The 21939-nt window shown below is 69.7% G+C and carries 18 protein-coding genes; 7 read left to right on the top strand and 11 right to left on the bottom strand.

All coding sequences use genetic code 11. The features are described from left to right. Nucleotides 1-556 precede the first annotated feature (556 nt). Complete coding sequence (locus OG905_RS38195) at nt 557-1150, top strand: carbonic anhydrase (RefSeq protein ID WP_328681774.1); 594 nt, start codon at nt 557-559, stop codon at nt 1148-1150. Nucleotides 1151-1321: 171 nt separating this feature from the next. After that, on the top strand, nt 1322-1921 hold the full coding sequence (locus tag OG905_RS38190; protein WP_328682823.1) for a DUF998 domain-containing protein: 600 nt from the start codon (nt 1322-1324) through the stop codon (nt 1919-1921). Between the two features lie 349 nt (nt 1922-2270). On the opposite strand, the gene OG905_RS38185 is transcribed toward OG905_RS38190, so the two are convergent. The 6 genes from OG905_RS38185 to OG905_RS38160 form a co-directional block, all read right to left on the bottom strand. Further along, a complete protein-coding gene (locus OG905_RS38185; protein WP_328681772.1) occupies nt 2271-3431 on the bottom strand; it encodes a hypothetical protein in 1161 nt (386 codons plus the stop codon). Between the two features lie 30 nt (nt 3432-3461). Further along, complete coding sequence (locus OG905_RS38180; protein WP_328681770.1) at nt 3462-4169, bottom strand: dioxygenase family protein; 708 nt, start codon at nt 4167-4169, stop codon at nt 3462-3464. 153 nt (nt 4170-4322) lie between these two features. Continuing rightward, a complete protein-coding gene (locus OG905_RS38175; protein ID WP_328681768.1) occupies nt 4323-6854 on the bottom strand; it encodes an ATP-binding protein in 2532 nt (843 codons plus the stop codon). A gap of 482 nt (nt 6855-7336) precedes the next feature. After that, nucleotides 7337-8143, bottom strand: coding sequence for a hypothetical protein (locus OG905_RS38170; RefSeq protein ID WP_328681767.1), 807 nt, complete (start codon nt 8141-8143; stop codon nt 7337-7339). Nucleotides 8144-8223: 80 nt separating this feature from the next. Continuing rightward, nucleotides 8224-8748, bottom strand: a complete 525-nt coding sequence (locus OG905_RS38165; RefSeq protein ID WP_328681765.1) for a hypothetical protein — start codon at nt 8746-8748, stop codon at nt 8224-8226. Between the two features lie 444 nt (nt 8749-9192). Beyond that, a complete protein-coding gene (locus OG905_RS38160; protein ID WP_328681763.1) occupies nt 9193-9351 on the bottom strand; it encodes an Arc family DNA-binding protein in 159 nt (52 codons plus the stop codon). A 29-nt stretch (nt 9352-9380) separates the two neighbouring features. Here OG905_RS38160 and OG905_RS38155 point away from each other — a divergent pair, with 29 nt between their 5' ends. Next, nucleotides 9381-10604: an RNA-guided endonuclease InsQ/TnpB family protein gene (locus tag OG905_RS38155; protein WP_328681761.1), complete on the top strand. Its 1224-nt coding sequence runs from the start codon at nt 9381-9383 to the stop codon at nt 10602-10604. 13 nt (nt 10605-10617) lie between these two features. Here the strand turns inward: OG905_RS38155 and OG905_RS38150 are convergent, their stop codons facing one another. Both OG905_RS38150 and OG905_RS38145 read right to left on the bottom strand, forming a co-directional pair. Further along, nucleotides 10618-11538, bottom strand: a complete 921-nt coding sequence (locus tag OG905_RS38150; RefSeq protein WP_328681758.1) for an aldose 1-epimerase family protein — start codon at nt 11536-11538, stop codon at nt 10618-10620. 296 nt (nt 11539-11834) lie between these two features. Then, nucleotides 11835-12803, bottom strand: coding sequence for a DUF389 domain-containing protein (locus OG905_RS38145; RefSeq protein ID WP_328681756.1), 969 nt, complete (start codon nt 12801-12803; stop codon nt 11835-11837). Nucleotides 12804-13141: 338 nt separating this feature from the next. Between OG905_RS38145 and OG905_RS38140 the strand changes: the two genes are divergently transcribed. Both OG905_RS38140 and OG905_RS38135 read left to right on the top strand, forming a co-directional pair. Further along, nucleotides 13142-14956 carry a glycoside hydrolase family 15 protein gene (locus OG905_RS38140; protein ID WP_328681754.1) on the top strand — a complete coding sequence of 605 codons (1815 nt, stop codon included), beginning with the start codon at nt 13142-13144 and terminating at the stop codon, nt 14954-14956. 8 nt (nt 14957-14964) lie between these two features. Continuing rightward, nucleotides 14965-15897 (top strand): cyclase family protein, encoded by a 933-nt coding sequence (locus OG905_RS38135; RefSeq protein ID WP_328681751.1) that lies wholly within the window; start codon nt 14965-14967, stop codon nt 15895-15897. A 46-nt stretch (nt 15898-15943) separates the two neighbouring features. Here OG905_RS38135 and OG905_RS38130 read toward each other — a convergent pair whose 3' ends face one another. Continuing rightward, nucleotides 15944-16906, bottom strand: a complete 963-nt coding sequence (locus OG905_RS38130; protein WP_328681749.1) for a 2-hydroxyacid dehydrogenase — start codon at nt 16904-16906, stop codon at nt 15944-15946. Nucleotides 16907-17043: 137 nt separating this feature from the next. Here OG905_RS38130 and OG905_RS38125 point away from each other — a divergent pair, with 137 nt between their 5' ends. Further along, on the top strand, nt 17044-17529 hold the full coding sequence (locus OG905_RS38125; RefSeq protein WP_328682822.1) for a gluconokinase: 486 nt from the start codon (nt 17044-17046) through the stop codon (nt 17527-17529). A 172-nt stretch (nt 17530-17701) separates the two neighbouring features. Then, complete coding sequence (locus OG905_RS38120) at nt 17702-19282, top strand: GMC family oxidoreductase (protein WP_328681748.1); 1581 nt, start codon at nt 17702-17704, stop codon at nt 19280-19282. Nucleotides 19283-19372: 90 nt separating this feature from the next. On the opposite strand, the gene OG905_RS38115 is transcribed toward OG905_RS38120, so the two are convergent. Both OG905_RS38115 and OG905_RS38110 read right to left on the bottom strand, forming a co-directional pair. Continuing rightward, nucleotides 19373-20416 carry a cytochrome d ubiquinol oxidase subunit II gene (locus OG905_RS38115; RefSeq protein WP_328681747.1) on the bottom strand — a complete coding sequence of 348 codons (1044 nt, stop codon included), beginning with the start codon at nt 20414-20416 and terminating at the stop codon, nt 19373-19375. Next, on the bottom strand, nt 20413-21897 hold the full coding sequence (locus OG905_RS38110; RefSeq protein ID WP_328681746.1) for a cytochrome ubiquinol oxidase subunit I: 1485 nt from the start codon (nt 21895-21897) through the stop codon (nt 20413-20415). Before OG905_RS38110 ends, OG905_RS38115 begins: the two co-directional genes overlap by 4 nt. Nucleotides 21898-21939: the final 42 nt, after the last annotated feature.

The following is a 21939-nucleotide window of genomic DNA, read 5'->3' as shown; positions in this document are numbered from 1 at the left end:
CGAGGGACGGCGGCGGATGCGAAAGGGTGGGCACGCAGCGGCTCACCCCGGCCGCCCACGCCGGATGGTCAGGACCCCGGTACCGTTTCGGCGGTCGGTGCGATGAATCGGGCCACCTCTTCAGCGCTTGTTCATCGTCTCGGGAGGCGCCCGGTTCGGGTCGAGGTTGATGTTCACGAGAACGGACAGCACCCGGCCGTCGACACTCCAGTCGGGCAGGGCGGGGTCTCGGCTCAGATGCTCACGCTGCCGCCCGAGCCGGTCTGTGGGCCGTCGGTGGCAACGTAACCCGCGCCCGCTTGCGCCTGCTGCCAGGTCACCCACGCCGCGCTGAACAATTGCCCCTGGTCACGACGCAGGGACGGATCTGCGCGGCATCGAGGGGAAACCGATGGACAGAGCACGACGTATGCATCGTAGAGCGCTGCTTGCCGGCGGACTGGCGGGCGCAACCGTCGCGCTCGCAGGGTGCTCATCGACGAGGGCCGCCCCGACGGCGGCGAGCGCTTCGCCCAGCCAGCGCCCGACCACACCAGCCGCGGCATTCGCGAGACTGATGGAAGGCAACGAGCGCTGGGTGAGCGGAGACCTTCAACACCCCGACCGGGATCCGAACCGGCGTCAGCTCGTGGCCCAGGAGCAAGAACCGTTTGGGGCGATCCTCTCGTGCATCGACTCCCGAGTGCCGCCCGAACTCCTCTTCGACACCGGGCTGGGTGACCTTTATGTGATGCGCACGGGCGGGGAGGCGGTCGGCCCGGTGGTCACCGGTTCCGTCGAGTACGGGCCCATGACCAGTGGCACCCCGCTCATCGTGGTCCTCGGCCATCAGCGCTGCGGCGCCGTCAAGGCAGCGTACAAGTCCATTCGTGACGGTAAACCGCTGCCCGGCAACCTGCAGGCGATCGTCAAGGCTCTGCAGCCGGCATACGAACAGGCAGCCCGGGAAGGCGGCGCCGACCCGGTCGAGAACATGGCACGCGCCCAGGTCACGTTGACCGCGGCCGACCTGCGCTCCAACAACGACCTCGCCCCACTCGTGGGAAAGGGCGCCCTTGCCGTGGTCGGCGCCTACTACTCGCTCGACACCGGCAAAGTGGAAGTCCTGGCCGGCGCGCCTTCCTTCGCGGATTCGATCCCGCAAAAATGATCAACGGGCGGACGATACACATCGCAGGCCGATACGGCTTCCGCGGCAGGTTGCGTATTGCGCGATGGCCGCTCCCTGAGCCCAGGCTCTGCGTTGGGTGGCTGATGAGTCACCGACGCGACTGGGACATTGCTCTCCGACTGTGACGATTTGGCAATTTATAGTGGAACAATGCGACTTGTTCCTAGATGGGCCTTGCTCTCGTCGGGATGTGCGCCTGTCCTGTTGATCGGAGGCTGGACGCTCGCGGCTCTACTTGAGGGACCCGCCTACGACCCTGCTACGCAGACGATCAGCGTCTTGGCGGCCTACGGAGCTGCCGGATTCTGGGTGATGACCGGAGCCCTGCTCGCCCTGGGTGTCTGCCACCTGCTTACCGCCTGGGGGCTGCGCCCAGCTGCGCTCGCCGGACGTGTGGCGCTGGCCGGGGGTGGAGTGTCGGCGTTGGTCGTGGCTCTGCTCCCGCCGCCGCGCAGTGGGGGTTCCCTGCACCACGGTTCAGTTGCCGTGGTCGGCTTCACTCTCCTGTCGGTGTGGCCGGTCCTGGCCGCCGATCGCAACGGAGCCGCGCCATGGGGACTCCGGCCCGTACCCTCAATCGCGGCGACCGCTCTGATGAGCGTCGGCGCAGGCTGGTTCCTGGTCGAAACGCATCATCACGGTGCCGCTGGAATCGCTGAACGCCTTGTGACATCCATTCAGTCCCTCTGGCCCTTCGTGGTCGTCGCCTCCTGCCTCCTGCGCCCTGACAACGATGGACCTTCGAATTGACCAGGGCCGACAGTTGGTTACGGCCGGGAGCGGGTGGGAATTCCCGGTGCTGTATGACCTTCGCGCCGGGGTCGCGGGACACGCCCTGCAGGCCCCCGAGCCACACCAGCACTCCGTCCAACAGCGGGCCCGGCGTGCAGCCGATGGACTTGGGGAAGCCCGTCGCAGCTGGGCCCACGCCCCGTGGGCCCCGCGCCGCTCAGTTACGTACCCCTCGACGCGGAGAGCCGCGAACGGCTCGAAAAACCCGAGGCGTTGGCACTCGCCCCGGTCTGAGCGCGCATGACCGTCCGCATGGGTCCGGGCCTGGACCGTGGCGTGCGGTCCGGGCCCGGGTTCGGTGTGGCGGTCAGCCTGTGAAGCGTGTCACCGCCGGGACGAGGTCGCCCTGTTTGGCGACGCCCACGGTCCACAGGTCTGCGGTGCCCGGCACAGTGGTGAACCCTCGCACCACCACACCGGGGTCGGCTGCCTTCCCCCAACGGCGCTGCTGCGTGTCGAAGCGCAGGGCGAGTGAGACGGCACCCTTGCCGCCGACCGCCCACAGCGTGCCGTCCCCGGCCCTACCGACGGCTCGAAGCCGGCCGTCGGCGATCTCGGCTGTTTGGGCGTCGGTCCACTTCTTGCCGTCCCAGTGCACCGCGTAGGGGCGATCGCCTCCCTTGGACGTCGATCCGCCCACCGCCCATATGTCGTCGGCACCCAGTGCGGTGATGCCGCTGAGCCAGCGGTGCTCGTCCTGGGCAGCGGTGGGTGCGGCGGCCCGCGTCCAGGAGGTGCCGTCCCAGTGCAGCAGCAGGGCCGTCTCCGCGGCGTCGTCGGTGGCGAAGGACGTGCCCGCCGCCCAGATGTCGTCCGGTGCGACGGCGGTGAGGCTGGTGAGTTCGCCCTTGCCGACGTCGGGCAGGGGCTGCCGGCGCCAGGCCGTGCCGTCCCACGCCTGGATGGCGGGGACCCCGTTCTTGATGCCCTGCGGCACCGCGCGGCCGGCCGTCCAGGCTTTCCCGTCGGACGTCGTCACCACCGCGTCGGGTGTCAACCGGCCCGCGGGGTCGCGGGCGAGATTGCGCGTGGTCCAGGAGGTGCCGTCCCAGTGGGCCGCCGTCGCGCCGACCGCCCAGATGTCACTGGGCGACCGTACGGCGAGCGCCTGCGGGAAGCTGCCGTCCGGCAGCGTCGACTGCTGCGTCCAGGACGTGCCGTCCCAGTGCAGGGCCAGGGCCTCCAGCTCGGTGTCGCTCTTCAGCCGGTAGCCGACGGACCAGGCCTGCTTGTCGCTGAGCGCGGCCACGGCGGTGATGTCGCCCTTGACCACCGGGACTTTGGTCGACTGCCACTGTCCGGCGACGCGCGCCGGTGTGGCCGCCACGTCCTTGGCGGCGGGCGCGGGTCCGGCCCAGCCCGTGCCGGCGGCGATCAGGCCCCCGGCCGCGATGGCGCCTGCGGCCAGCGCCCCCACCAGCGGCGACCGACCCAGGTGCAGGCGCCGGGATGACTTGCTCGTATGCATCACGGAAATCCTTGAGTGATCGGCGGTCGGCTACTTGGCCGTGGTCTGGATGACGAAGTCGAAGGCGCCGGTGTATCCGCCGCCCTGCGGGCCCGCGAGCGTGATCGTGCAGGCCCGGTTGAGGAGTCGGTCCGCGGCGTTGAGCGCGGCGAAGTCCCGGCCGTACGCCTGGGTGTCGTCGGGGAAGTACAGCTGGGTGACGAGCACGGGTCCGCCGGGGGCCTGGACCTGGGTGTGGATGTGGGGTGCCCGCTGGCCCCAACGGCCCCAGTAGTCCCGGGGGATGATCGTGCTCAGCCGGAACGCGCCCCTGCTGTTGGCGTACTGATGTCCGCGCAGCGAGAAGCCGGCGGTGTCGTAGTCGCCGTTCTGGTCGCACTGCCAGAACTCGATGAGCGACCCGGGCAGGGGCTTGCAGGTGGTGTCATAGACGATGCCGCTCAGATCGAGCCGCACTCCGTGGATAGCGGGGGTGATGAAGTCCGTCCGCTCGGGGGACTGCGGCTTGAAGAGCGGGCCCTCCGTCGCCGCCGGGGTCTCGTGACCGTCACAGGCGGGCGTGAGGGCGAGCGGGCGTCCCGCCGCGCGTGCCTTCTGCACCGGGCTCACCGGTGCCGCCAGGGCGGCGCCGGCCCCGCTTGTCGCCACCAGGGCGGCGGTCATTCCCGCCGAACTCGTTCTGATGAACGCCCGCCTCGAGCTCGTGTGTTCGCCGTCCGCATCGTGGTCGTGCCGCATCGCGTCTCCTTGCCGGATTACTGTCCAGGCAGGGCATTCCGTGGGGGAGGGCCCGGATCCACGCCGTCGGGTCCTTGGAATGCCCTGTTCCGCGTCAGCTTGGTCGCTGCGGCCTGCGCACGGATCGATCGGATGACCGGCGGCTTGGCGGCGTTACGAAACCTCGCCGCGGCGCGGATCGTGCGTGGGGGCGGCCCGGCGCTTCTCCCTTCCGGCCACCCACAGCGCGATCCGCGTACGGGAGCGCATGCCCAGCTTGTCCCGCACGTTGTCGAGGTGGGTCGAGACGGTGCTCGCCGACAGATCCAGACGAGCGGCGATCTCGCGGTTGGTCAGTCCCTCGGCGACCAGCGCCGCCACCGTCATCTCCCGCCCTGTGAGCGGGGACTGCCCGTTGTCCGTACGGACGGCCTGCGTCGCTCCTTCGCCGTTGCCGCGCAGGGCGTACGCGATCAGCCGCTCCCAGCCCATCCCGCGTCCCTGGGCCACCGCGGTGTCCCGTCCCGCCGGGGTCAGCGCCGCCGCCGCTCGGGCCGTCGCCGACTCGACCTGCCGTCGCCACTCGGCCTCCGTCTCGGTGTCCAGCCGCCTGCGCGCCTGCGCAGCGGCCGCGAACAGCCGCAGTGACCGCTGCATCTGGCCCCTCTCGGCTGCCACGACGGCAAGCCCCTCCAGTGGATACAGCGCGTGGAAGCTCTCGCCGGGCACCGTGCGCAGGCCCTCGGCGAACAGTCCCTGGGCCGTCTCGGCATCGCCCAGGGCGAGCCGGATCGCACCGGCGGTGTGCAGAGCGGCTGCCGACTGGGCCCAGGGGGATTGTCCGCGCAGCAGCGGCAGGCAGGACGCCATCAGCTCGTCGCCCTCGGCCGCCTTGCCGATGTGTAGCAGCGCCCAGGCCAGATGGTGGCGGCACGACGCGGTGTCGCGGGGGCGGCCGAGTGCGGCGACGATGTCCAGGCACTCAGCGAAGTCGGCCACGGCCCGGGCGAACTCGCCGCCGCACACCAGGGCGGCGGCCCGGGCGTCCAGGGCGTTGGCGAGTGCGGTGGGGTTGTCGCGCCGCCGCTCGATCGCCACCGCCTGCTCCGCGAAGTACAGCGCGGCCGCAGGGTCCTGCTGCTGGCAAGCCGCGCGTGCGGCGAGCGCCAGTGCCGCACCGCCGTGCGCGGAGCCGTCGTCCTGCGTGAGTACGGCGGTCAGCAGGGTGCGGGCGGCCGTCAGCTGCTCCTGCTGGAAGCGCACCCGTGCCAGCGCGAGGGCCAGCCCGAGGGGCGGCCTGCCGTCGCGGTCGGTGGCGTAGGCGACTGCCGCCGCAAGGTTCTCCCGTTCCCTCGCCGGTGCTCCGCCGATCTGGTCGGCGAAGAGCCGCCCGGCGGTGGGCTCCAGCAGACCGGTCAGCCAGTCCAGGGCCCGCTGCCAGGTCCTGTGCAGTTCGCCGGAGTCGGCGAGCCGCTCGAGTGCGTAGGCGCGGATTGCGCTCAACTGCCTGAATCTCGCGGTGTCTTCGGTCCCCGGCAGCCGTACGATCAAGGACTTGCCCTCCAGGGCGCACAGCACGCGCAGCACATCACGCGGCGGCACCTCGCCGTCGGCGCAGACCGCGGCCGCGCCAACAGCGTCGAATCCGCCGACGAGGACGGCGAGACGGCGGAAGAGGGTCTGCTCCTCCGGGGCCAGTAATCGATGGCTCCAGTCGATTGCCGCGGCCAGTTCGCGATGCCGGCCGGGCCCGGTCCTGCTGCCGTCCGTCAGGAGCGCGAGCTGGTCGTCCAGGCCGGCCAGGATGTCGCTCAGCGGAAGGGCTCCGGTGCGGCGTGCCGCCAGCTCGATGGCCAGCGGCATCCCGTCGAGACGCCGGCAGATCTCCGCTACGGTACGGGCGTTGCCGACGTCCAGCGCGAATCCGGGTACGCGGCCGGCGGCTCGCTCCACGAAGAGCCGTACGGCGTCGGCCTGCAGCACGGCTGCCGGGTCGTCCTCGGCGGCGAGCGGTGACAGGGACAGTTCACCGACCCGGAACACCACTTCGCCCGGAACCCGCAGCACCTCGCGGCTGGTGGCGAGGATCCGCAGCCGGGGGCACCGGCTCAGCAGGGCCGCGGCCAGCTGTGCGCACGGCTCGGCCAGGTGCTCGCAGTTGTCCAGGATCAGCAGCATCGATCGTTCGCCCAGGGCGTGGGCGAGCATCTCGACGCCGCTGCGGCCGCCGCGTTCACCCAGGCCTAGTGCGGTGGCGACGGCCTGGGGCAGCTGGGTGCCGTCGTGCAACGAGTCCAGCTCGACGAACTGGGCCCGACCGTCGGCGCCGCCGCGCATGCTCCCGGCGAGTTCCAGCGCGAGGCGCGTCTTGCCGACGCCGCCGGGGCCGGTGAGGGTCAGCAGCCGCGCCGACTTCACCAGGGTGCGCAGCCGGGACAGTTCGCGGCTGCGGCCGACGAAGGAGTCGAGTGCACGCGGCAGTTCCCGGCCCCGCACGGGCGTAGCCGGTGTCGGCGCGCCGGCCGCGGCGGGCGGCTGCGTGCGGCCCGTGGCGTCCTGTGCCGAGCGGCGGCGGAAGGCTCGCTGTCGGCAGGCAGCACAGCAGTAGCGGGCGGGCCGGCCGCCCTGCGCCGGCTCACTTCCCGTACGCCGGTCCTTTGCGGGCAGCTCTCCCCCGCACTCCTCGCACCTTCGGCTCGGACTCATCCGTCGAATCCTTGCCGACCGGCCGCACCCGGCACCACCGTCTCAGGAGAAGGTGAGCCACGCCCCACGGCGGCTGAGCACGGGCTGAGCGTCCGCTATGCGCCCACTATGCGCGCGCTGTGGACGGCTGCTGGTCCCGCTCCGGCGACTGAAGCCGTCCGCCGTGCGCCGGGGAGCAAGCCGGTCGGCCGAAGGAGTGGCGGCCATCAGGATCGCCGATGCTTCGTCACTACCACGCCGCCGAATCCCTGGCGGAGCACCTCCACCAGCGGATGCGCTCTGCACAACCCGCCCGCCCTGCAAGCCGCTCTCGCCGATGCCCGCTCCCCGCACCCGCGGGTAGGGCCCCTTCCTGGGTGCCATCCCGTCGGGCACGTAGCGGGCACATGGTCACTCGCAGGACAGCAGGTCAGACCCACGCCCGTCGCTGATACCGAGGGAGCCGGGTCGTCTGCGGCTCATGCCACCGGTGCGGGCGGAGACTAAGCCGGCAAGGATGCCAGCGAGGCCGTCACCACCACCGGCGCCAACCGCCCCACCCCACGCAAACCATCTGCGACCATCTCCACCAGCCACACCGCAATATCCGGCGACCACTCCCGCGTACGGCAGCCCAACCGCATCACCTCACGCATCCCCTCGGCATGCACCACACGGCCGAGGTCGAGGTCCAATCCCGGCAGACCGTTTTCCGCCACGGACGTGGAGACCTCCACCGCCCTCTGCGCCATCTCCCGCACCGCCTCGCACACGGCTGCCGCATCATCCTCGACCACTGCGCCCTGCCCAGGACGGCAGGAGACAGTCAGCACCACCTCGTGCCGGGCATCCGGATCCGCAAGGTCGAACCAGGGCGCCAACTCGATCTGGTGAAAGGCCGTGTTGCGCTCGGCCGCCTGCAACGGCAGCAGGGCGTGCAGGCCGGTGAACGTCACCGCACCCACTCGGGCCAATGTCTCGGACAACACCAAGACGATCGGCCGGGCGGGAAGACCCGGACGCGGGGGGTCGGTGAGAACCCCCGCCTGCAGCCAGGCCAGCTCGTGAACCCTTCCATCCTGTCTCCAGTCACCGCCGACCTCCTCATGAGCCCACGAAGTGGGCTCATGGTGAGCGGTGACCTTTCCGTCCTCGTTCAGCCAGCTGCTCAGGGTTTGCCAGCCGTAGGAACCGGCCCGGTCGATCGCAAGACCGAGAAGATCTTCCTCAACGGTGCCGTCGGGATCCTGCTCTACAACCCGGTCAAACCACGGGTACCGCTTGAGGATCCCATGCAGACCAATGATCACGGTGGGGGGAAACACAGGCACTCCAGGGAGGCAGGCGGCGCTGGAAGAGTACCCTTCCAGCGCCGCTGTTCAGCACTTGATCACGTGCCGCAGTACAGCGTCTGCGCCGCGGTGACCTTCTTGTTGGCCTGGTCCGGGTAACCGATGAGATCAACGTCGATGACGCTGCGGAAGGTGTGCTTCTGGATCAGGTTCGTGCACTTCCAGGCAGCCGACGCCCGCTTGGCGCTTCCGCCACCGGAGTAGACGGTCTTGGACCCCGTGTTCAGTGTCCTCCAACCTGTCCCGCTCTTGACTTGCAGCTCTATTGTGACCTTGGCCTTGGTCGCCGGCCCGCTCAGACGCTTCCACCAGCCGTGGGCGTTGATAGCCCCCCGCACCGTGTGCGAAAAGTGAACGTTGTCGCCCTTGGTTTCGAAAGCTCCGATGCCGGAGCCAGCGCGCGCGGATTCCTGACTGTAGGTGCTGCGGTCCTGCGGTGTGCTGTGGTCGTCGGCCTGTGCCGGGACAGCTGCGCCAACGGCCAGCAGGCCGGCCAGGACAGCGGAAGCCGCACCTATTCGGATACGCACGTAGAGTTCCCCCTCATCGTTGGGCGTGGTCACGCCCGACACACGACCCAACCAAACATTCGATCTTCGTGCAATCGTTTAGATCACAAGCGCTCGCGTGCCAACCCCCCGCTGTGCACGGCGCGTTGGTGGCATCAACGCCACCACCTACGAGGGCACCTGAGGAACTCGCCGAGCATGAGCGTGCAGCCCGCCTCGGCGTAGCCACCCGAAGCGGCGCTAGGCAGGTCGCCGCTGCCTCGATCCTGCGCGAGCTGCGTCGCTATGACCTCACGCAACGCGGTGGACGGCGCTCAGCCGGTACGCGGAGGCCGGGCTTCCGTTGCTGCCGGGCGGTTAGCTGTGCCAGCGAGCAGCGATCACGAGGACCGGACGCGCGGCGGCCAGGTCACCGGGTACCTCCGAGGGTGCCCCGGTCTTTAGGCCGGGGAGGAATCGGGACTCCTGCGGTGCAGGGCGGGGGAAGATGAATCGCGGTCAGGGCGATTCGTCGTCTGCGAAGGGGGTGCCGCGCTCGGCCTCAAGCCGGTGCAAGATTTCGGAGTTGAGGGACCGCCGAGCGGACTTTGCTTGAGTGGTGAGCCATGTATGGAGGTCGGCGGGGAGTCTGAGTGTGATGCGTACTTCATGGTCCATACGGTCCATCGTAGTAGTAGGTTGGTGGCATGACGACACCACAGATGGCCGAAGATGCTGGGCACGCCCGGTACACCTACAGGCTTCGCGTGTCGTCCACCGCGCTCGCCGCGCTGGAGGCGGAGTGGGCGCGGTGCCGGTGGATCTGGAACGAGTGCTGCGCCCGGTCGAAGAGGGCGCACGCCGGGGACGAGAAGTGCGGCCCGGCCCGGCTGGACAAGATGCTGACCGAAGCTCGGGCTGCGAACGCGTGGCTGCGCGGGGGCAGTTCGGTCCCGCAGCAGCAGATCATCCGGGACTTCGCCAAGTCCCGCGCCAAAGCCTTGAAGGACATCAAGGCGCGGCTGCCGATACGGCAGCGGGCGGGGATGCCGAAGTACAAGAAGAAGCGCGACGCAGACCCGACGCTGAACTACACGCAGCGTGGCTTCCGGTTGAAGGACGGCCGCCTGCACCTGGCTGGGGGCATCGTCCTGGCCGTGGTGTGGTCGCGGGATCTGCCCAAACCCCCGTCCAGCGTGCGCGTGTACCGCGACAGCATCGGGCATTGGTATTGCTCGTTCGTTGTCCCCGCCACGACTGAGGCCCTGCCCGCCACGGGCCGTGTGATCGGTGTGGACTGGGGGGTGAGGGAGACCGCCACCACCACGTCCGACCTGCACGACCTGCCCCATGCGGGGCATGGGAACAAAGCCCAGGCGAAGCTGACCCGGTACGACCGGATGACGGCCCGGCGCAGGCCGAAGAAGGGGCAGCCCGGATCGAAGGGCTACCGTGAGGCCAAGCGGCTGCGGGCAAAGCTGTACCGGAAGGTCGCACGGCAGCGGCAGGACACCACCCGCAAGTGGGCCAAGCACGTGGTCCGCGACCATGACGCCCTCGCCGTCGAGGACTTCCGGCCGAAGTTCCTCGCCAGATCCACCATGGCCAACAAGGCCGCCGACGCCGCGATCGGTGCCACCAAAGCGGCCCTGATCGAAATGGGCCGCAAGCACGGACGTGCCGTGCACCTGGTACATCCCGCGCACACCACGATGGACTGCGCGCAGTGCGGAGCGAGAACCAAGCACGCACTACCTCTTTCCGAACGAACCTATGCCTGCACCGCGTGCGGAACCGTATCCCCCAGGGACAAGAACTCCGCCCGCGTGATGCTCGTCCGGGCTGGTCTCAACCCGGCTGGTGCTGATCGTGTAAGAGCTGGCGGACCGCCGGTCCACAGCCAACGTGAGCCAGGAATCCCCTCCCCTTAGGGAGGGGGAGGAGTCAATCTCCCCACGGTGTGATCCCCCAACGGACCGTGTGCCGCTCGCCGGGGCCGAGGCTGACGAGCGCGGTGCCGCTGCGGAAGGCGTCCGGCGGGCAGGTCATCGGCTCGACGGCGACGGCGCGGCGCCGCTCCCCTGGCGGCAGAGTGTCGCCCGTGTAGAGCTGCACGTAGTGGGCGCCCTCACCGAGCCACACGTCCGTACCGAAGGCACCCGACGGGTGGGCCAGGCGGACCACCGCCCGCCCATCCGCGTCCCGGTCGAGGTCACCGAACGGGGTGTCCAGTCGGCGTGCTCCTACGGCGTGCGGTGCACGCAGGTCGTACGCCGTCCCGGCGACCGGCTCGGCGGCCACTGGCAAGCCACGCTCGTCGGTGCGCAGCCACGTCCGCGCAGGGACAGTCAGCACCGCCTCGTCGACGGTCGCAGTGCCCGCCATGACGTAAGGATGCTGGCCGAAGCCGTAGGGTGCGGCGCTCTCACCGAGGTTCCGCGCGGTGACGGCGACCTCAAGTCCTCCCTCCCCAAGGGTGTACTCGGCGAGGACGTGGAGGTGGAAGGGGTAGCCCGGCTGCGGCCACAGTTGCACGGCCAGCGCGGCCCGATTTTCGCTCGACTCCACGACCCGCCACGAGACCCACCGGAGCAGCCCGTGGAGGGCGTTGCGGCCGGTCGGCTCGGTGAGCGGGAGTTGGAGCTCCTGCCCGTCCCAGCGGTACCGGCCGTCCCGGATCCGGTTGGGCCACGGCACCAGGATCTGGCCGCGGCCGCCGGTGATCCGGTCCTGTGCGGCGAATCCGTCGATCACGGCGCGTTCACCGACCGTGTATGACCGGAGCGCCGCGCCCAGCTCAACCACGACGGCAGTGTGGGGGCCGTGGCGGAGCGTCAGTTGCTGTCCGGTGCGGCTCTCCTGCACGCGTGGCCCCCTTGGTCCGCCCGGTCGGCGCTCTCAACCGCGGTCGATGTGGTGACCTGCGGTATTGGCCTCCGTCGGGAGCATGCGGCTGCGCGCAGAGCCGGTCAAGCGCGACACGTTCCCACGGGCGGAATCGCTCGGCGCTTTCGCCCACTGGAGCCACGGGCGGTGGATGACGGGACCGGTGCGCCCCGGCTCCGGGACCGGTGCCCCCCGGCTGCCACCGACGGCCGCCGCATCCTTCCGGTCGTCGCACGGGCACTCCGCTGCCCACCCCGGACGGAACTCGCGCGGCGTCACCCGCCGCGCGAGCGCCTGCTGCGCGAGTGCACGCTGCCTCGGCCGATGCGCCGCCAGACAGCCCGTTGGAATCTGAGCGTCAGGACGCCCACCGTAATCAGGAGCACGATGTTGAGCAGCAGCTGGAGCATGGACCCGCGCGCCTCGCTCCAGCTGGAGAACGCGCAGGAGACACCGACGTCGGCGGCAGCCGGGATGGTGGTGACCGAGATGAAGACGCCGAGCAGCGCGCTGGTTCTGGCCTGGGTCAGCGACACGATCCCGACGATTCCGGCCAGCACCGCGACGACGACGGAGAAGACGTTGGGGGCGTCGATCAGGTTCGAGACCGGTCTGATGCCCAGGTCGAATGCCCTGGGCTGCAGTTCGAGAGCGCGGATCGCCCACGAGAACAGGAACGTCACCACGACAGCCAGTGAGAATCCCACCGCAAGGGCGAAGAGTCCCTGACGGATCCTGGTGCCGTTGCCACGGTCGATGCCCAGCGCGACGCTGGCGATGGCGCCGTACTCCGGTCCGACGACCATTGCCGCGACGATGAGGATCTGGGAGTTGGTGAGGATCCCCACCGACCCGATGACACCTGCGATGACCAGGTAGACGTAGAAGCTCGGCAAGTACGTACCCTCGGCGCGAATGCGCGCCTCGACCTCCTCCCAGACCGGCGCATGCGCGAGCGCCCCCAGTTGCTTTTGTTCCGCCTTGGCGGCGGTGGCGGAGAAGGCCATCTCGACCGGCTCGATGACGATGGATCCGCGGCGCTCGAGTTCCAGATCGCGCAGACCGCGCAACACGTCGTTGGCCGCACCCGCCAGGATGTCGCACTCGACCGCGTCGCCGTCGGGATTGCGCGCCAGTTCGCGGAGAACGACCAGGTTGAACACATAGGGGTCGTCGGCCAGCAGTCCAACCGCACGGGACGTCAGGTCAGGAGGGCTCACCAGTCGGACGTGGATCATCTCCATGCACAACCTCCATCGCCGGGCCACTCGGCCGAACCGGGGCGCAACGGCCCGGGCGTCGAGTTCGGACCCCACGTGCGCTGGGCAGGCCCTAGCCAGTAACGCCCGCCGGGTGGGCGGTCGGCAACCGAGAGCGGTGCACGGCTTGGTCCCCCAAGGGTCGCCCGGACGGCCCAGCTGTGGCACCCCCTGCGATGGCCCTCAGCCAGGGCCCTACGCCGTAAGGGTGCCGCCCGCGAGCCGGGGACGTGGGCGAGCGGTCGCCCCGCCTCGGCATGGCGAGGACCAGCGGGGTGAGCGATGGTGGATCTCAGGAGCATCTCCGAGCCCCCGGAGTGGCCATGGACCGCTACCCTCCCATCGCCGAGCACGGCCTGGTGGGCGACCTGCAGACCGCTGCCCTCGTCTCGTCGCAGGGCGTCGTCGACTGGTTCGCCGCTCCCCGGTTCGATTCCCCCAGCATCTTCGCCGCACTGCTCGACCACGACCGCGGCGGATACTTCCAGCTGGCCCCCGAGCACCCGGACGGGACCTGCAAGCAGCTCTACTACCCCGACACGGCCGTCCTGGTGACCCGCTTCATGTCGCCCGACGGCGTGGGCGAGGTGATCGACTTCATGCCCCCGGACCGGACCGGCATCGCCAGCGACCGGCACACGCTGATCCGGGCAGTGCGCGTCGTGCGGGGGACCGTGGACTTCATGCTCGACTGCCGGCCGCGCTTCGACTACGGCCGCGCCGAGCACGAGCTCGAACTCGGCGACGACGCTGCCGTGTTCCGGGCTCCGGGAATCGAGGCACACCTTCAGGGCACCTTCCCGCTGGAGAGGAACGGCCAGGACGTACGCGGCAGGGTGACGCTGCGCGCCGGAGAGGTCGGCGGCGCTGTCTTCACCGTATGCGCCCCGGGCGACACGCCGGAACCTCCCACGGTCGAACGGGTGACCAAGCAGTTCTGGGACGTGGTCGACTTCTGGCACACCTGGCTGCGCCAGTCCCGCTACCGGGGCCGCTGGCCGGAGCTGGTGCACCGCTCGGTGATCACCCTGAAACTGCTCACCTACGCCCCCACCGGCGCCCTGGTCGCCGCGGCCACCACGGGGCTGCCCGAGCAGGTCGGCGGGGAGCGCAACTGGGACTACCGGTTCACCTGGGTACGCGACGGCGCTCTGTCCGTGCGGACCCTGCTGGACCTCGGCTTCGCGGAGGAGGCCACCGCCTTCGTCCACTGGCTGGTGCAGCGGCTGCGCGAGCGCGAGGGCAAGGAGGGCGAGCCGCTCCAGACGATGTACCGGGTCGACGGCAACCCCGATCTGCCGGAGGAGATCCTCGACCACTTTGAGGGCTACCGCGGTTCGTCCCCCGTCCGGATCGGCAACGGTGCCGCGGACCAGCTCCAGCTCGATATCTACGGTGAGGCGCTCTACGCGGTGTCCCAGGGCCTTGAGATCGCCCAGCAGTCCAGTTACCAGGGGTGGAAGACGCTGACCAGGACGCTGGACTGGTTCGCCGACGCGTGGGACAGGCCGGACGAGGGCATCTGGGAGACCCGCGGGGGCCGGAAGGACTTCACCTACAGCCGGGTGATGTCCTGGGTGGCCTTCGACCAGGGCCTGCAGCTGGCGGACCGCTTCCGCAGACCCGCCGATCTGGAGAAATGGCGCATGGCGAGGGACGCCGTCTTCGAGCAGGTGATGCGACGCGGATGGAGCGAGCAGGAGCGCGCCTTCGTCCAGCACTACGACGGCCACGTCCTCGACGCCTCCCTCCTGGTCATGCCGAGGGTCAAGTTCCTCGCCCCCAAGGACCCCGCCTGGCTGTCCACGCTCGACGCGATGGACCGCAAGCTCGTCTCCGACAGTCTCGTCTACCGCTATGACCCGTCTGCGTCACCGGACGGCCTGCGCGGCTCGGAGGGCACGTTCAGCCTGTGCACCTTCCTCTACGTGGACGCGCTGGCCCGAGCCGGACGGCTGCCCATGGCCCGGTACACCTTCGAGAAGATGCAGACCTACGCCAACCACGTCGGCCTCTTCGCCGAAGAGGTGGGTCCGAGCGGGGAGCAACTGGGCAACTTCCCCCAGGCGTTCACCCATCTGTCGCTGATCATGGCTGCCGTCACCCTGGACGAAGCGCTCGACCGGGAAGGAAAGTGAGCGCGGTCATGGCCACCCCGGCGGGATTGCCGCGGCTCAGCGCCGGCGAATTCGCCGAACTCTACGCACGCGTCCGCCGCAGCGCCCGTGCCTCCCTCCGCGGTGCCCTGGACGACATCACGCCGCGTCATGTGGTGGCGGCCGCAGCCGAGGTGAGGTCGGGCCGCACGGTGACGATGGCGGCGCAGGTCGAGACGGAGCAGGGGCCCGACAATCCTGAGCCGTTCGGGCACCTCATGACGGGCGCCGTACGGGGTGGGATTGAGTCGAGCGGGCTCCAGTTCGCCAGGGACCGCTTCACTATGAACGTTCACGGGGACGCCGACAGCCATCTCGACGCCCTGTGTCACGTGATCTACAACGGCACGCTGCACGGTGGCGTGGACGCGAACACCGTCACGCCGGCCGGGGCCACGGCCCTGTCCGTCGACGCGGCTCGCGACGGAATCGTCGGACGCGGCGTGCTGCTGGACATTCCGCGGCTGCGGGGTGTGCCGTGGCTCGAACCAGGCGATCACGTGACTCTCGACGACCTCACCGCGGCCGAGAGTGCCCAGCACGTCCGGGTGTCCGACGGCGATCTCCTCTTCGTCCGGGTCGGGCACCGCCGCCGCCGCAACGAGCTGGGAGCTTGGCACTCGGCAGACATGCGCGCCGGGCTCCATCCCTCCGCGCTGGAGTTTCTGGCGGACCGGCGGGTCGCGGTGCTCGGCGGCGATGGGAACAATGACACGGCCCCGAGCTCCACCGAGGGCGTCGGCTTCCCTGTGCATGTGCTGGCCGTCCACGCCATGGGCCTTCACCTGCTGGACTACCTCCAGTTCGAGGACCTTGCGGCAGTCTGCGAGGCGGAAGAGCGCTGGTCGTTCCTCTGCGTCATCGCCCCGCTGAGGCTGCCGGACGCCACCGGCTCGCCGGTCAACCCGATCGCAGTGTTCTGAGGCCGTCCCGTACTCGGCAAGCCGAGAGCTCGGCGCCGGTCCTCCGTCAGGGGGTGGGCGGCAGCACGATGTTCTCCAGCCGCTCCCCCGCCAGGTAGCGCAGCAACTGGGCCCGGACCAGGCGTAGAGCGCGGGGCAGGAAGGCCGAGGTGGTGCCGCCGACGTGGGGGGTGATCAGGGTGTTGGGGGCGTGCCAGAGCGGATGCCCGGCGGGGAGCGGCTCGGGGTCGGTGACGTCGAGGGCCGCGCTCAGCCGTCCGGCGCCGAGTTCGGCGAGCAGCGCGCCGGTGTCCACCACGGGGCCCCGGGACACATTCACCAGCAGCGTCCCGTTCCGCATCCGTGCGAGGAAGTCCACGTCGGCCATGCCGCGGGTGTGCGGGGTGAGCGGGACGGTGAGGATCACTACGTCGGCGCGGGGCAGCAGTTCGGGCAGTTCGGTGATGGGGTGCACGGGACCGCGCGGGGCATCTCGGGCGGTCCGGGCCACTCGCAGCACGTCGCACTCAAAGGGGGTGAGGCGGGCCTCGACCGCGGAGGCGATGGAACCGTAGCCCACCAGCAGGACGGTGCGGTCTGCAAGCGCCGGGCGGAAGCCGGTCAGCCACTCGGCCGTGTCCTGATTCCGGATGAAGCCGGGGAGGCCACGCAGCGATGCGAGCGTGAGCGTCACCGCCAACTCGGCGGTGCTGGCGTCGTGCACTCCGCCGGCGTTGCACAGCACCGCGCCGGTGGGGATGTGCTTGTGGAGGTCCTCGACGCCGGCGGAGAGGGACTGGACGACCCGAAGCCGCGGCAGGCGGGGCATCAGCGGCGCGGCCACATCCGCGAAGGTGTACGGAATGACGAAGAACTCCACGGCCGCCAGGCTCTCGATACCGGGCGGAGCGCCGGTGCCGTCCCACACCGCGACGGGCAGGCCCTCGGGCAGACCTCCGATCTGCGACGGCGGGTAAGGGAGCAGAAACCTCGCGGCGCTCCGACCGGTTCGACGGTCCATGGGGCTCATGGGCTGAATGTAGAGTCTGTCGGCCGGTCGGGCAGGTCACCGGGCCGGGCCCTGTCCTACCGTCAGCCCGTCGGACGGACGAGGCTGGGAGGACCTCCGTGGGAGCAGCGTCTCGGGTGCCGCCGGTGGTGGTTGTCATGGGTGTGTCGGGTTCGGGGAAGTCCACGGTGGGCCGGCTGCTCGCGGACCGGCTCGCGGTGCCCTTCGTCGAGGCTGACGACTTCCACCCGGAGGCGAACCGCGCCAAGATGGCCGCCGGCCGGCCGCTCGCCGACGAGGACCGCAGGCCGTGGCTGGTGTCCCTCGCCGACTGGATCCGGGAGGCGACCGCCTCCGGCCGGGGCGGGGTGATGGCCTGCTCGGCTCTCAAGTACGAATACCGGGACCTGTTCCGCCGGGCGGGCGCAGGCGTCCTGTTCCTGCACCTTGCGCTCGACCGGGCGTCCGCCGAACGAAGGATCGCCGGACGCACAGGCCACTTCATGCCCGCCCGGCTGGTCGACTCCCAGTACGCCGCACTCGAACCGCTGCGGCCCGACGAGCGCGGCGTGACCGTCGACGCGGCGGCCGACCCGCAGAGCATCGTCGACCAGGCGTCGAGCGCGGTACGGGCGATCGGGTGAACAGGGACCTCTTCAGCACCCATCCGGTCGCCGCCACGAAGGCTGCCCGATAGCTTCGGATTCGGCACTGAATGTCCCCCGTATGCAGGTGCATTTTGACACGCACACCACCTGCCCTGCGGGGCGGGCACTACGGCGAGGACAGCCATCGACTCCTAGAACGGGACCCCGCATGGCCGACGATCAGCACTACGACGTCATCATCATCGGTACGGGAGCGGGCGGCGGCACACTCGCCCACCGGCTGGCCCCCACCGGCAAGCGGATCCTGATCCTGGAGCGCGGCGACTACCTGCCCCGCGAGCGGGACAACTGGGACTCCACCGCCGTCTTCGTCAAGGGGAAATACCGCGCCCCCGAGTTCTGGTACGACAAGCACGGCAATGAGTTTCCCCCGGAAGTCAACTACTACGTCGGGGGCAACACCAAGTTCTACGGCGCGGCGCTCTTCCGGCTCCGGCCCGAGGACTTCGGCGAGCTGCGCCACCACGACGGCATCTCTCCGGCCTGGCCGATTCGCTACGAGGACCTGGAGCCGTACTACACGCAGGCGGAGCAGCTCTACCTCGTACACGGGCGCCACGGCGAGGACCCGACGGAGGGCCCGGCCAGCGGCGAGTATCCCCACCCGCCGGTGGAACACGAGCCACGTATCCAGCAGCTCAGCGACGACCTCGAGAAGAAGGGGCTCCACCCCTTCCACCTGCCCATCGGCGTGAACCTGACCCAGGACGAGAACGGCAGAGCAACCCATAACAGCGTCTGCATCCGCTGCGACCGGGTGGACGGCTTCCCGTGCCTGATGGGCGCCAAGTCCGACGCCCAGGTGATCTGCGTCGACCCTGCGCTGAAGCACGACAACGTCACGATGGTGACGGGCGCCCATGTCCGGCGCCTTCAGACCGACCCGACCGGACGCACCGTCACCAGTGTCGTTGCCGAGCTCAAGGACAAATCGACGCAGGAATTCAGCGCCGACATCGTCGTGGTCGCCTGCGGCGCGGTCAACTCCGCTGCCCTGCTGCTCCGTTCGGCCAACGACAAACACCCGGACGGCCTGGCCAACGGCTCGGACGTGGTGGGACGCCACTACATGCGGCACAACAACCTGGCGCTCATGGCGGTGTCGAAGGAACCGAACCCCACCAGGTTCCAGAAGACACTGGCACTGCACGACTGGTACCTGGGGGCCGACGACTGGGACTTCCCGCTCGGCGGCATCCAGATGCTGGGCAAGTCGGACGCCGATCAGATCCACGGCGAGGCGCCGCGCTGGGCCGGCGCGGTCTCACCGGACATGCCGTTCGAGATGCTCGCGCACCACGCCGTCGACTTCTGGCTCTGCGGGGAGGACCTCCCGCTGCCCGAGAGCCGCGTCACCCTCGACAAGAACGGCGACATCCACCTGGCCCTCGACGAGAAGAACAATGTCGCCGGGCTCAAGCGCCTCCAGCACAAGCTCCAGGGGATGCTCGGTCACCTGGGCATGCACGAGCACCGCCTGCTGTCGCACAGCATTTACCTCCACAAGGGGATGCCCATCGGGGCCACCGCCCACCAGGCAGGCACCGTCCGGTTCGGCACCGACCCCCGCAGCTCGGCCCTGGATGTCGACTGCAAGGCACACGACCTCGACAACCTCTACGTCGTGGACACGAGCTTCTTCCCCAGCATCGGCGCGGTGAACCCATCGCTGACCGCCATCGCCAACGCCCTGCGAGTCGGCGACCACATCGCCGCCCGGCTGCGCTGACGGGGTGTTCGCACTCAGCGATGGAGCCGGCGGCAGGTGGACGTGCTACCCGCCGCCGGCTCCATCACTGAGTGAACCGGCGCAGCTCCGCTACAGGTTGTCCCCGGGCGCTGCGGCAGCCCCGGTGTCGGCGTCGGTGAGCGGCTCCAACTCACCCTGCGTGTCGAGCCGGTAGAGCAGCACCAGCGCCGGCCCGACCACCACGATCGCAATGCCCGTGACGATCGCCAGCCAGCGCAGGGTATGAGGGGCGCCGGCCGCCTCGGCCACCGTCAGTGAGGTGGGCAGAAGGTAGGGCCGCTGCGCGAAGCCCCAAGCACCGACAGTGAGCGCCACGCTCGCCACCGAGGTGTAGCGCGTCCAGCCGTAGGACCGGCGTACCAGAAGCAGCACCGTGGCCAGACCGCACACCGCTGCCAGCACAATCATCAGCAGACCCAGGCCCCGGGTGAGGCCCTCCCAGACATGCCGGGCGTCGTCATGGGTGACGGGCAGGGCGATGAGCGCCAGGACGACGATCGCGGCGAAAGCGAGCAGCGCCCGCAGACGGAAGTAGCCCACGAGGTCTTCCGTACCGAACCGTCGAGCATCGGCACACAGGAACACCGCCCCGAGGAACGCGGTGGCGGCGATGGTCAGCAGACCGGTGAGGACCGAGGTCGGGTTGCTCCAGGCGTCCGCGGATGCGGTGGTCCCGACCGCGACCTGACCGGCAGCAATGCCGCCGAGCACCGCCCCGAGAAAGAAGGGCGTGAGGAGCGATGAAATGGCGAACGCCGCACCGTAGATCCGCCGTTGAGCCAGTCGGCGGGACGGCTTGCGCAGGGCGAACCCGGCGCCGCGGAGCACCAGGCCGACGGCCGCGAGCGCGAGCGGCAGCCACATGGCCTCGAAGACAGCCTGGAACATCGTCGGGAAGCCGGTCCACATGACGACGAAGACGAAGATCAACCAGACGTTGTTGACCTCCCAGACCGGCGCCATCGCGTGATCGATCAGCCAGCGGGGCCGCTTGCCGCGCTCCGCGCCCCCGGCCATGAGGTCCCAGAATCCCGCGCCGTAGTCGGTACCCCCACCGCAGGCATACGCGGCGATTGCGACCACCATCACCCAGGCAATGAGATCCGCCATCATGATGCACCACCAGGGGTTCGGTCGGAGCCGTCACGGGGTGCGGTCCCGACGGCTGCGGGCTCAGGCTCGCTTCTGGGCCCGTAGGGGGTCTCGGCCTCCGGCGGCAGGACGGCGCGCTCGGCTGCCGAGCCCTCGTCGGCGATTCGCCAGCGGGTGCGCAACTTCAGGATGACCGCGAGGAACGCGCCCAACACGACCACGTACACGACGATGACGATGCCGAGCATCGCCCACAGCGATCCGGCCTTGGTGGCGGTCACCGCCTCCGAGACCCGCATCTGGTTGTACACGATCCAGGGCTGGCGGCCGACCTCCGTGGTGATCCAGCCGCACTCCACGGTGACCAGGCACGCGGCACCCGCGATGGCGGCGCAGCGGAAGAACCAGCGGCTGCGAGGAAGGTCCCGATGTCGCAGCCAGCACCATCCGTACCAGAGCGCCAGCAGGATCAGCACGCTGCCGACAGTGGCCATGATGTCAAAAGCCCAGTGGGCGATGGTGGCCTGGACGGCGGTGGGCCGGTCGGACGCCGCCACCGAGGTCAGTCCGGTCACCTGCGTACTCGGCTTGAAACCGGCGAGGATCGAGTCCAGCTGGGGGATCTTGAGTCCACCGGAGATCGTCCCGTCGCTGTTGAGCCGTCCGAACAGGTACTCCGGCACATGGGTGTCGGTCTTCCAGACGATCTCCATGGCGGCGAACTTGATCGGCTGCTTGTGGAAGACGGCCCGAGCAGCGGAGTCGCCGAGCATGAACTGGACCGGCGTGAGGATGGCCGCAACGGTGAACGGCACCGTGAAGCCGAGCCGGTGGTAGCGGTCGCGGCGCCCGCGCAGCCAGCCCACCGCGTACACCCCGGCGACCACATACCCGGCGGTCAGGAGCATCGCGACCACGAAGTGCCAGTACTCCGGGCCGAACATCGGTGTGAAGATCGCCTGCTGCACGTCGACGTCGACGGGCTTGCCCTGGGCGTCGAGGTTGAACCCCTGCGGTGTGTTCATCCAGGAGTTGGCGGCGATGATTCCGAACGCCCCCATCAGGGCAGCCAGCGGCAGCGGTACGCCCAGCCAGAAGTGGGTCCAGGGCTTCAGCCGGCGCCAGCCGTAGAGGTAGATCGCGATCAGGACGGCTTCCAGGAAGAACGCCCACGCCTCGATGCCGAAGCCGAGCCCGAACACATCACCCCAGCGCCCCATCATGCCGGGCCACAACAGGCCGAGCTCGAACGACAACACTGTGCCGGTGACGACGCCGATGGCGAACTGGACGGCCATCACCGCAGACCAGCGCCGGGCGAGCTTGAGGGCAACGGGATCGTTGCGGCGAAGAGCCCGGTGATGCATCAGCAGCGTGATGAACGGCAGCGCCACTCCGAACGGGACCAGCAGGATGTGCGAAGCCAGAGTGAAGGCCATCAGCTCACGAGCCGGCAGCAGTTGGGGCGGCGTGGCCGCCAGATGGATCGCTGTGCTGAGCATGTGTGCCTCAATGGTCGGCCCCGCGGACGGCGGGGGCTGAGG

The organism is Streptomyces sp. NBC_00322 (genome assembly GCF_036147535.1).
Lineage (GTDB): Bacteria > Actinomycetota > Actinomycetes > Streptomycetales > Streptomycetaceae > Streptomyces.
This window is presented reverse-complemented; position numbering and strand designations above follow the sequence as displayed.

What these genes read in the sequence shown, in the direction of transcription:
- OG905_RS38180 (WP_328681770.1), bottom strand. Translation starts at nt 4,169, where the DNA reads ATGCGGCACGACCACGATGCGGACGGCGAACACACGAGCTCGAGGCGG.
- OG905_RS38195 (WP_328681774.1), top strand. Translation starts at nt 557, where the DNA reads ATGGAAGGCAACGAGCGCTGGGTGAGCGGAGACCTTCAACACCCCGAC.
- OG905_RS38130 (WP_328681749.1), bottom strand. Translation starts at nt 16,906, where the DNA reads ATGAGCCCCATGGACCGTCGAACCGGTCGGAGCGCCGCGAGGTTTCTG.
- OG905_RS38185 (WP_328681772.1), bottom strand. Translation starts at nt 3,431, where the DNA reads ATGCATACGAGCAAGTCATCCCGGCGCCTGCACCTGGGTCGGTCGCCG.
- OG905_RS38160 (WP_328681763.1), bottom strand. Translation starts at nt 9,351, where the DNA reads ATGGACCATGAAGTACGCATCACACTCAGACTCCCCGCCGACCTCCAT.
- OG905_RS38155 (WP_328681761.1), top strand. Translation starts at nt 9,381, where the DNA reads ATGACGACACCACAGATGGCCGAAGATGCTGGGCACGCCCGGTACACC.
- OG905_RS38175 (WP_328681768.1), bottom strand. Translation starts at nt 6,854, where the DNA reads ATGAGTCCGAGCCGAAGGTGCGAGGAGTGCGGGGGAGAGCTGCCCGCA.
- OG905_RS38190 (WP_328682823.1), top strand. Translation starts at nt 1,322, where the DNA reads ATGCGACTTGTTCCTAGATGGGCCTTGCTCTCGTCGGGATGTGCGCCT.
- OG905_RS38110 (WP_328681746.1), bottom strand. Translation starts at nt 21,897, where the DNA reads ATGCTCAGCACAGCGATCCATCTGGCGGCCACGCCGCCCCAACTGCTG.
- OG905_RS38125 (WP_328682822.1), top strand. Translation starts at nt 17,044, where the DNA reads ATGGGTGTGTCGGGTTCGGGGAAGTCCACGGTGGGCCGGCTGCTCGCG.
- OG905_RS38120 (WP_328681748.1), top strand. Translation starts at nt 17,702, where the DNA reads ATGGCCGACGATCAGCACTACGACGTCATCATCATCGGTACGGGAGCG.
- OG905_RS38140 (WP_328681754.1), top strand. Translation starts at nt 13,142, where the DNA reads ATGGACCGCTACCCTCCCATCGCCGAGCACGGCCTGGTGGGCGACCTG.
- OG905_RS38115 (WP_328681747.1), bottom strand. Translation starts at nt 20,416, where the DNA reads ATGATGGCGGATCTCATTGCCTGGGTGATGGTGGTCGCAATCGCCGCG.
- OG905_RS38135 (WP_328681751.1), top strand. Translation starts at nt 14,965, where the DNA reads ATGGCCACCCCGGCGGGATTGCCGCGGCTCAGCGCCGGCGAATTCGCC.
- OG905_RS38145 (WP_328681756.1), bottom strand. Translation starts at nt 12,803, where the DNA reads ATGGAGATGATCCACGTCCGACTGGTGAGCCCTCCTGACCTGACGTCC.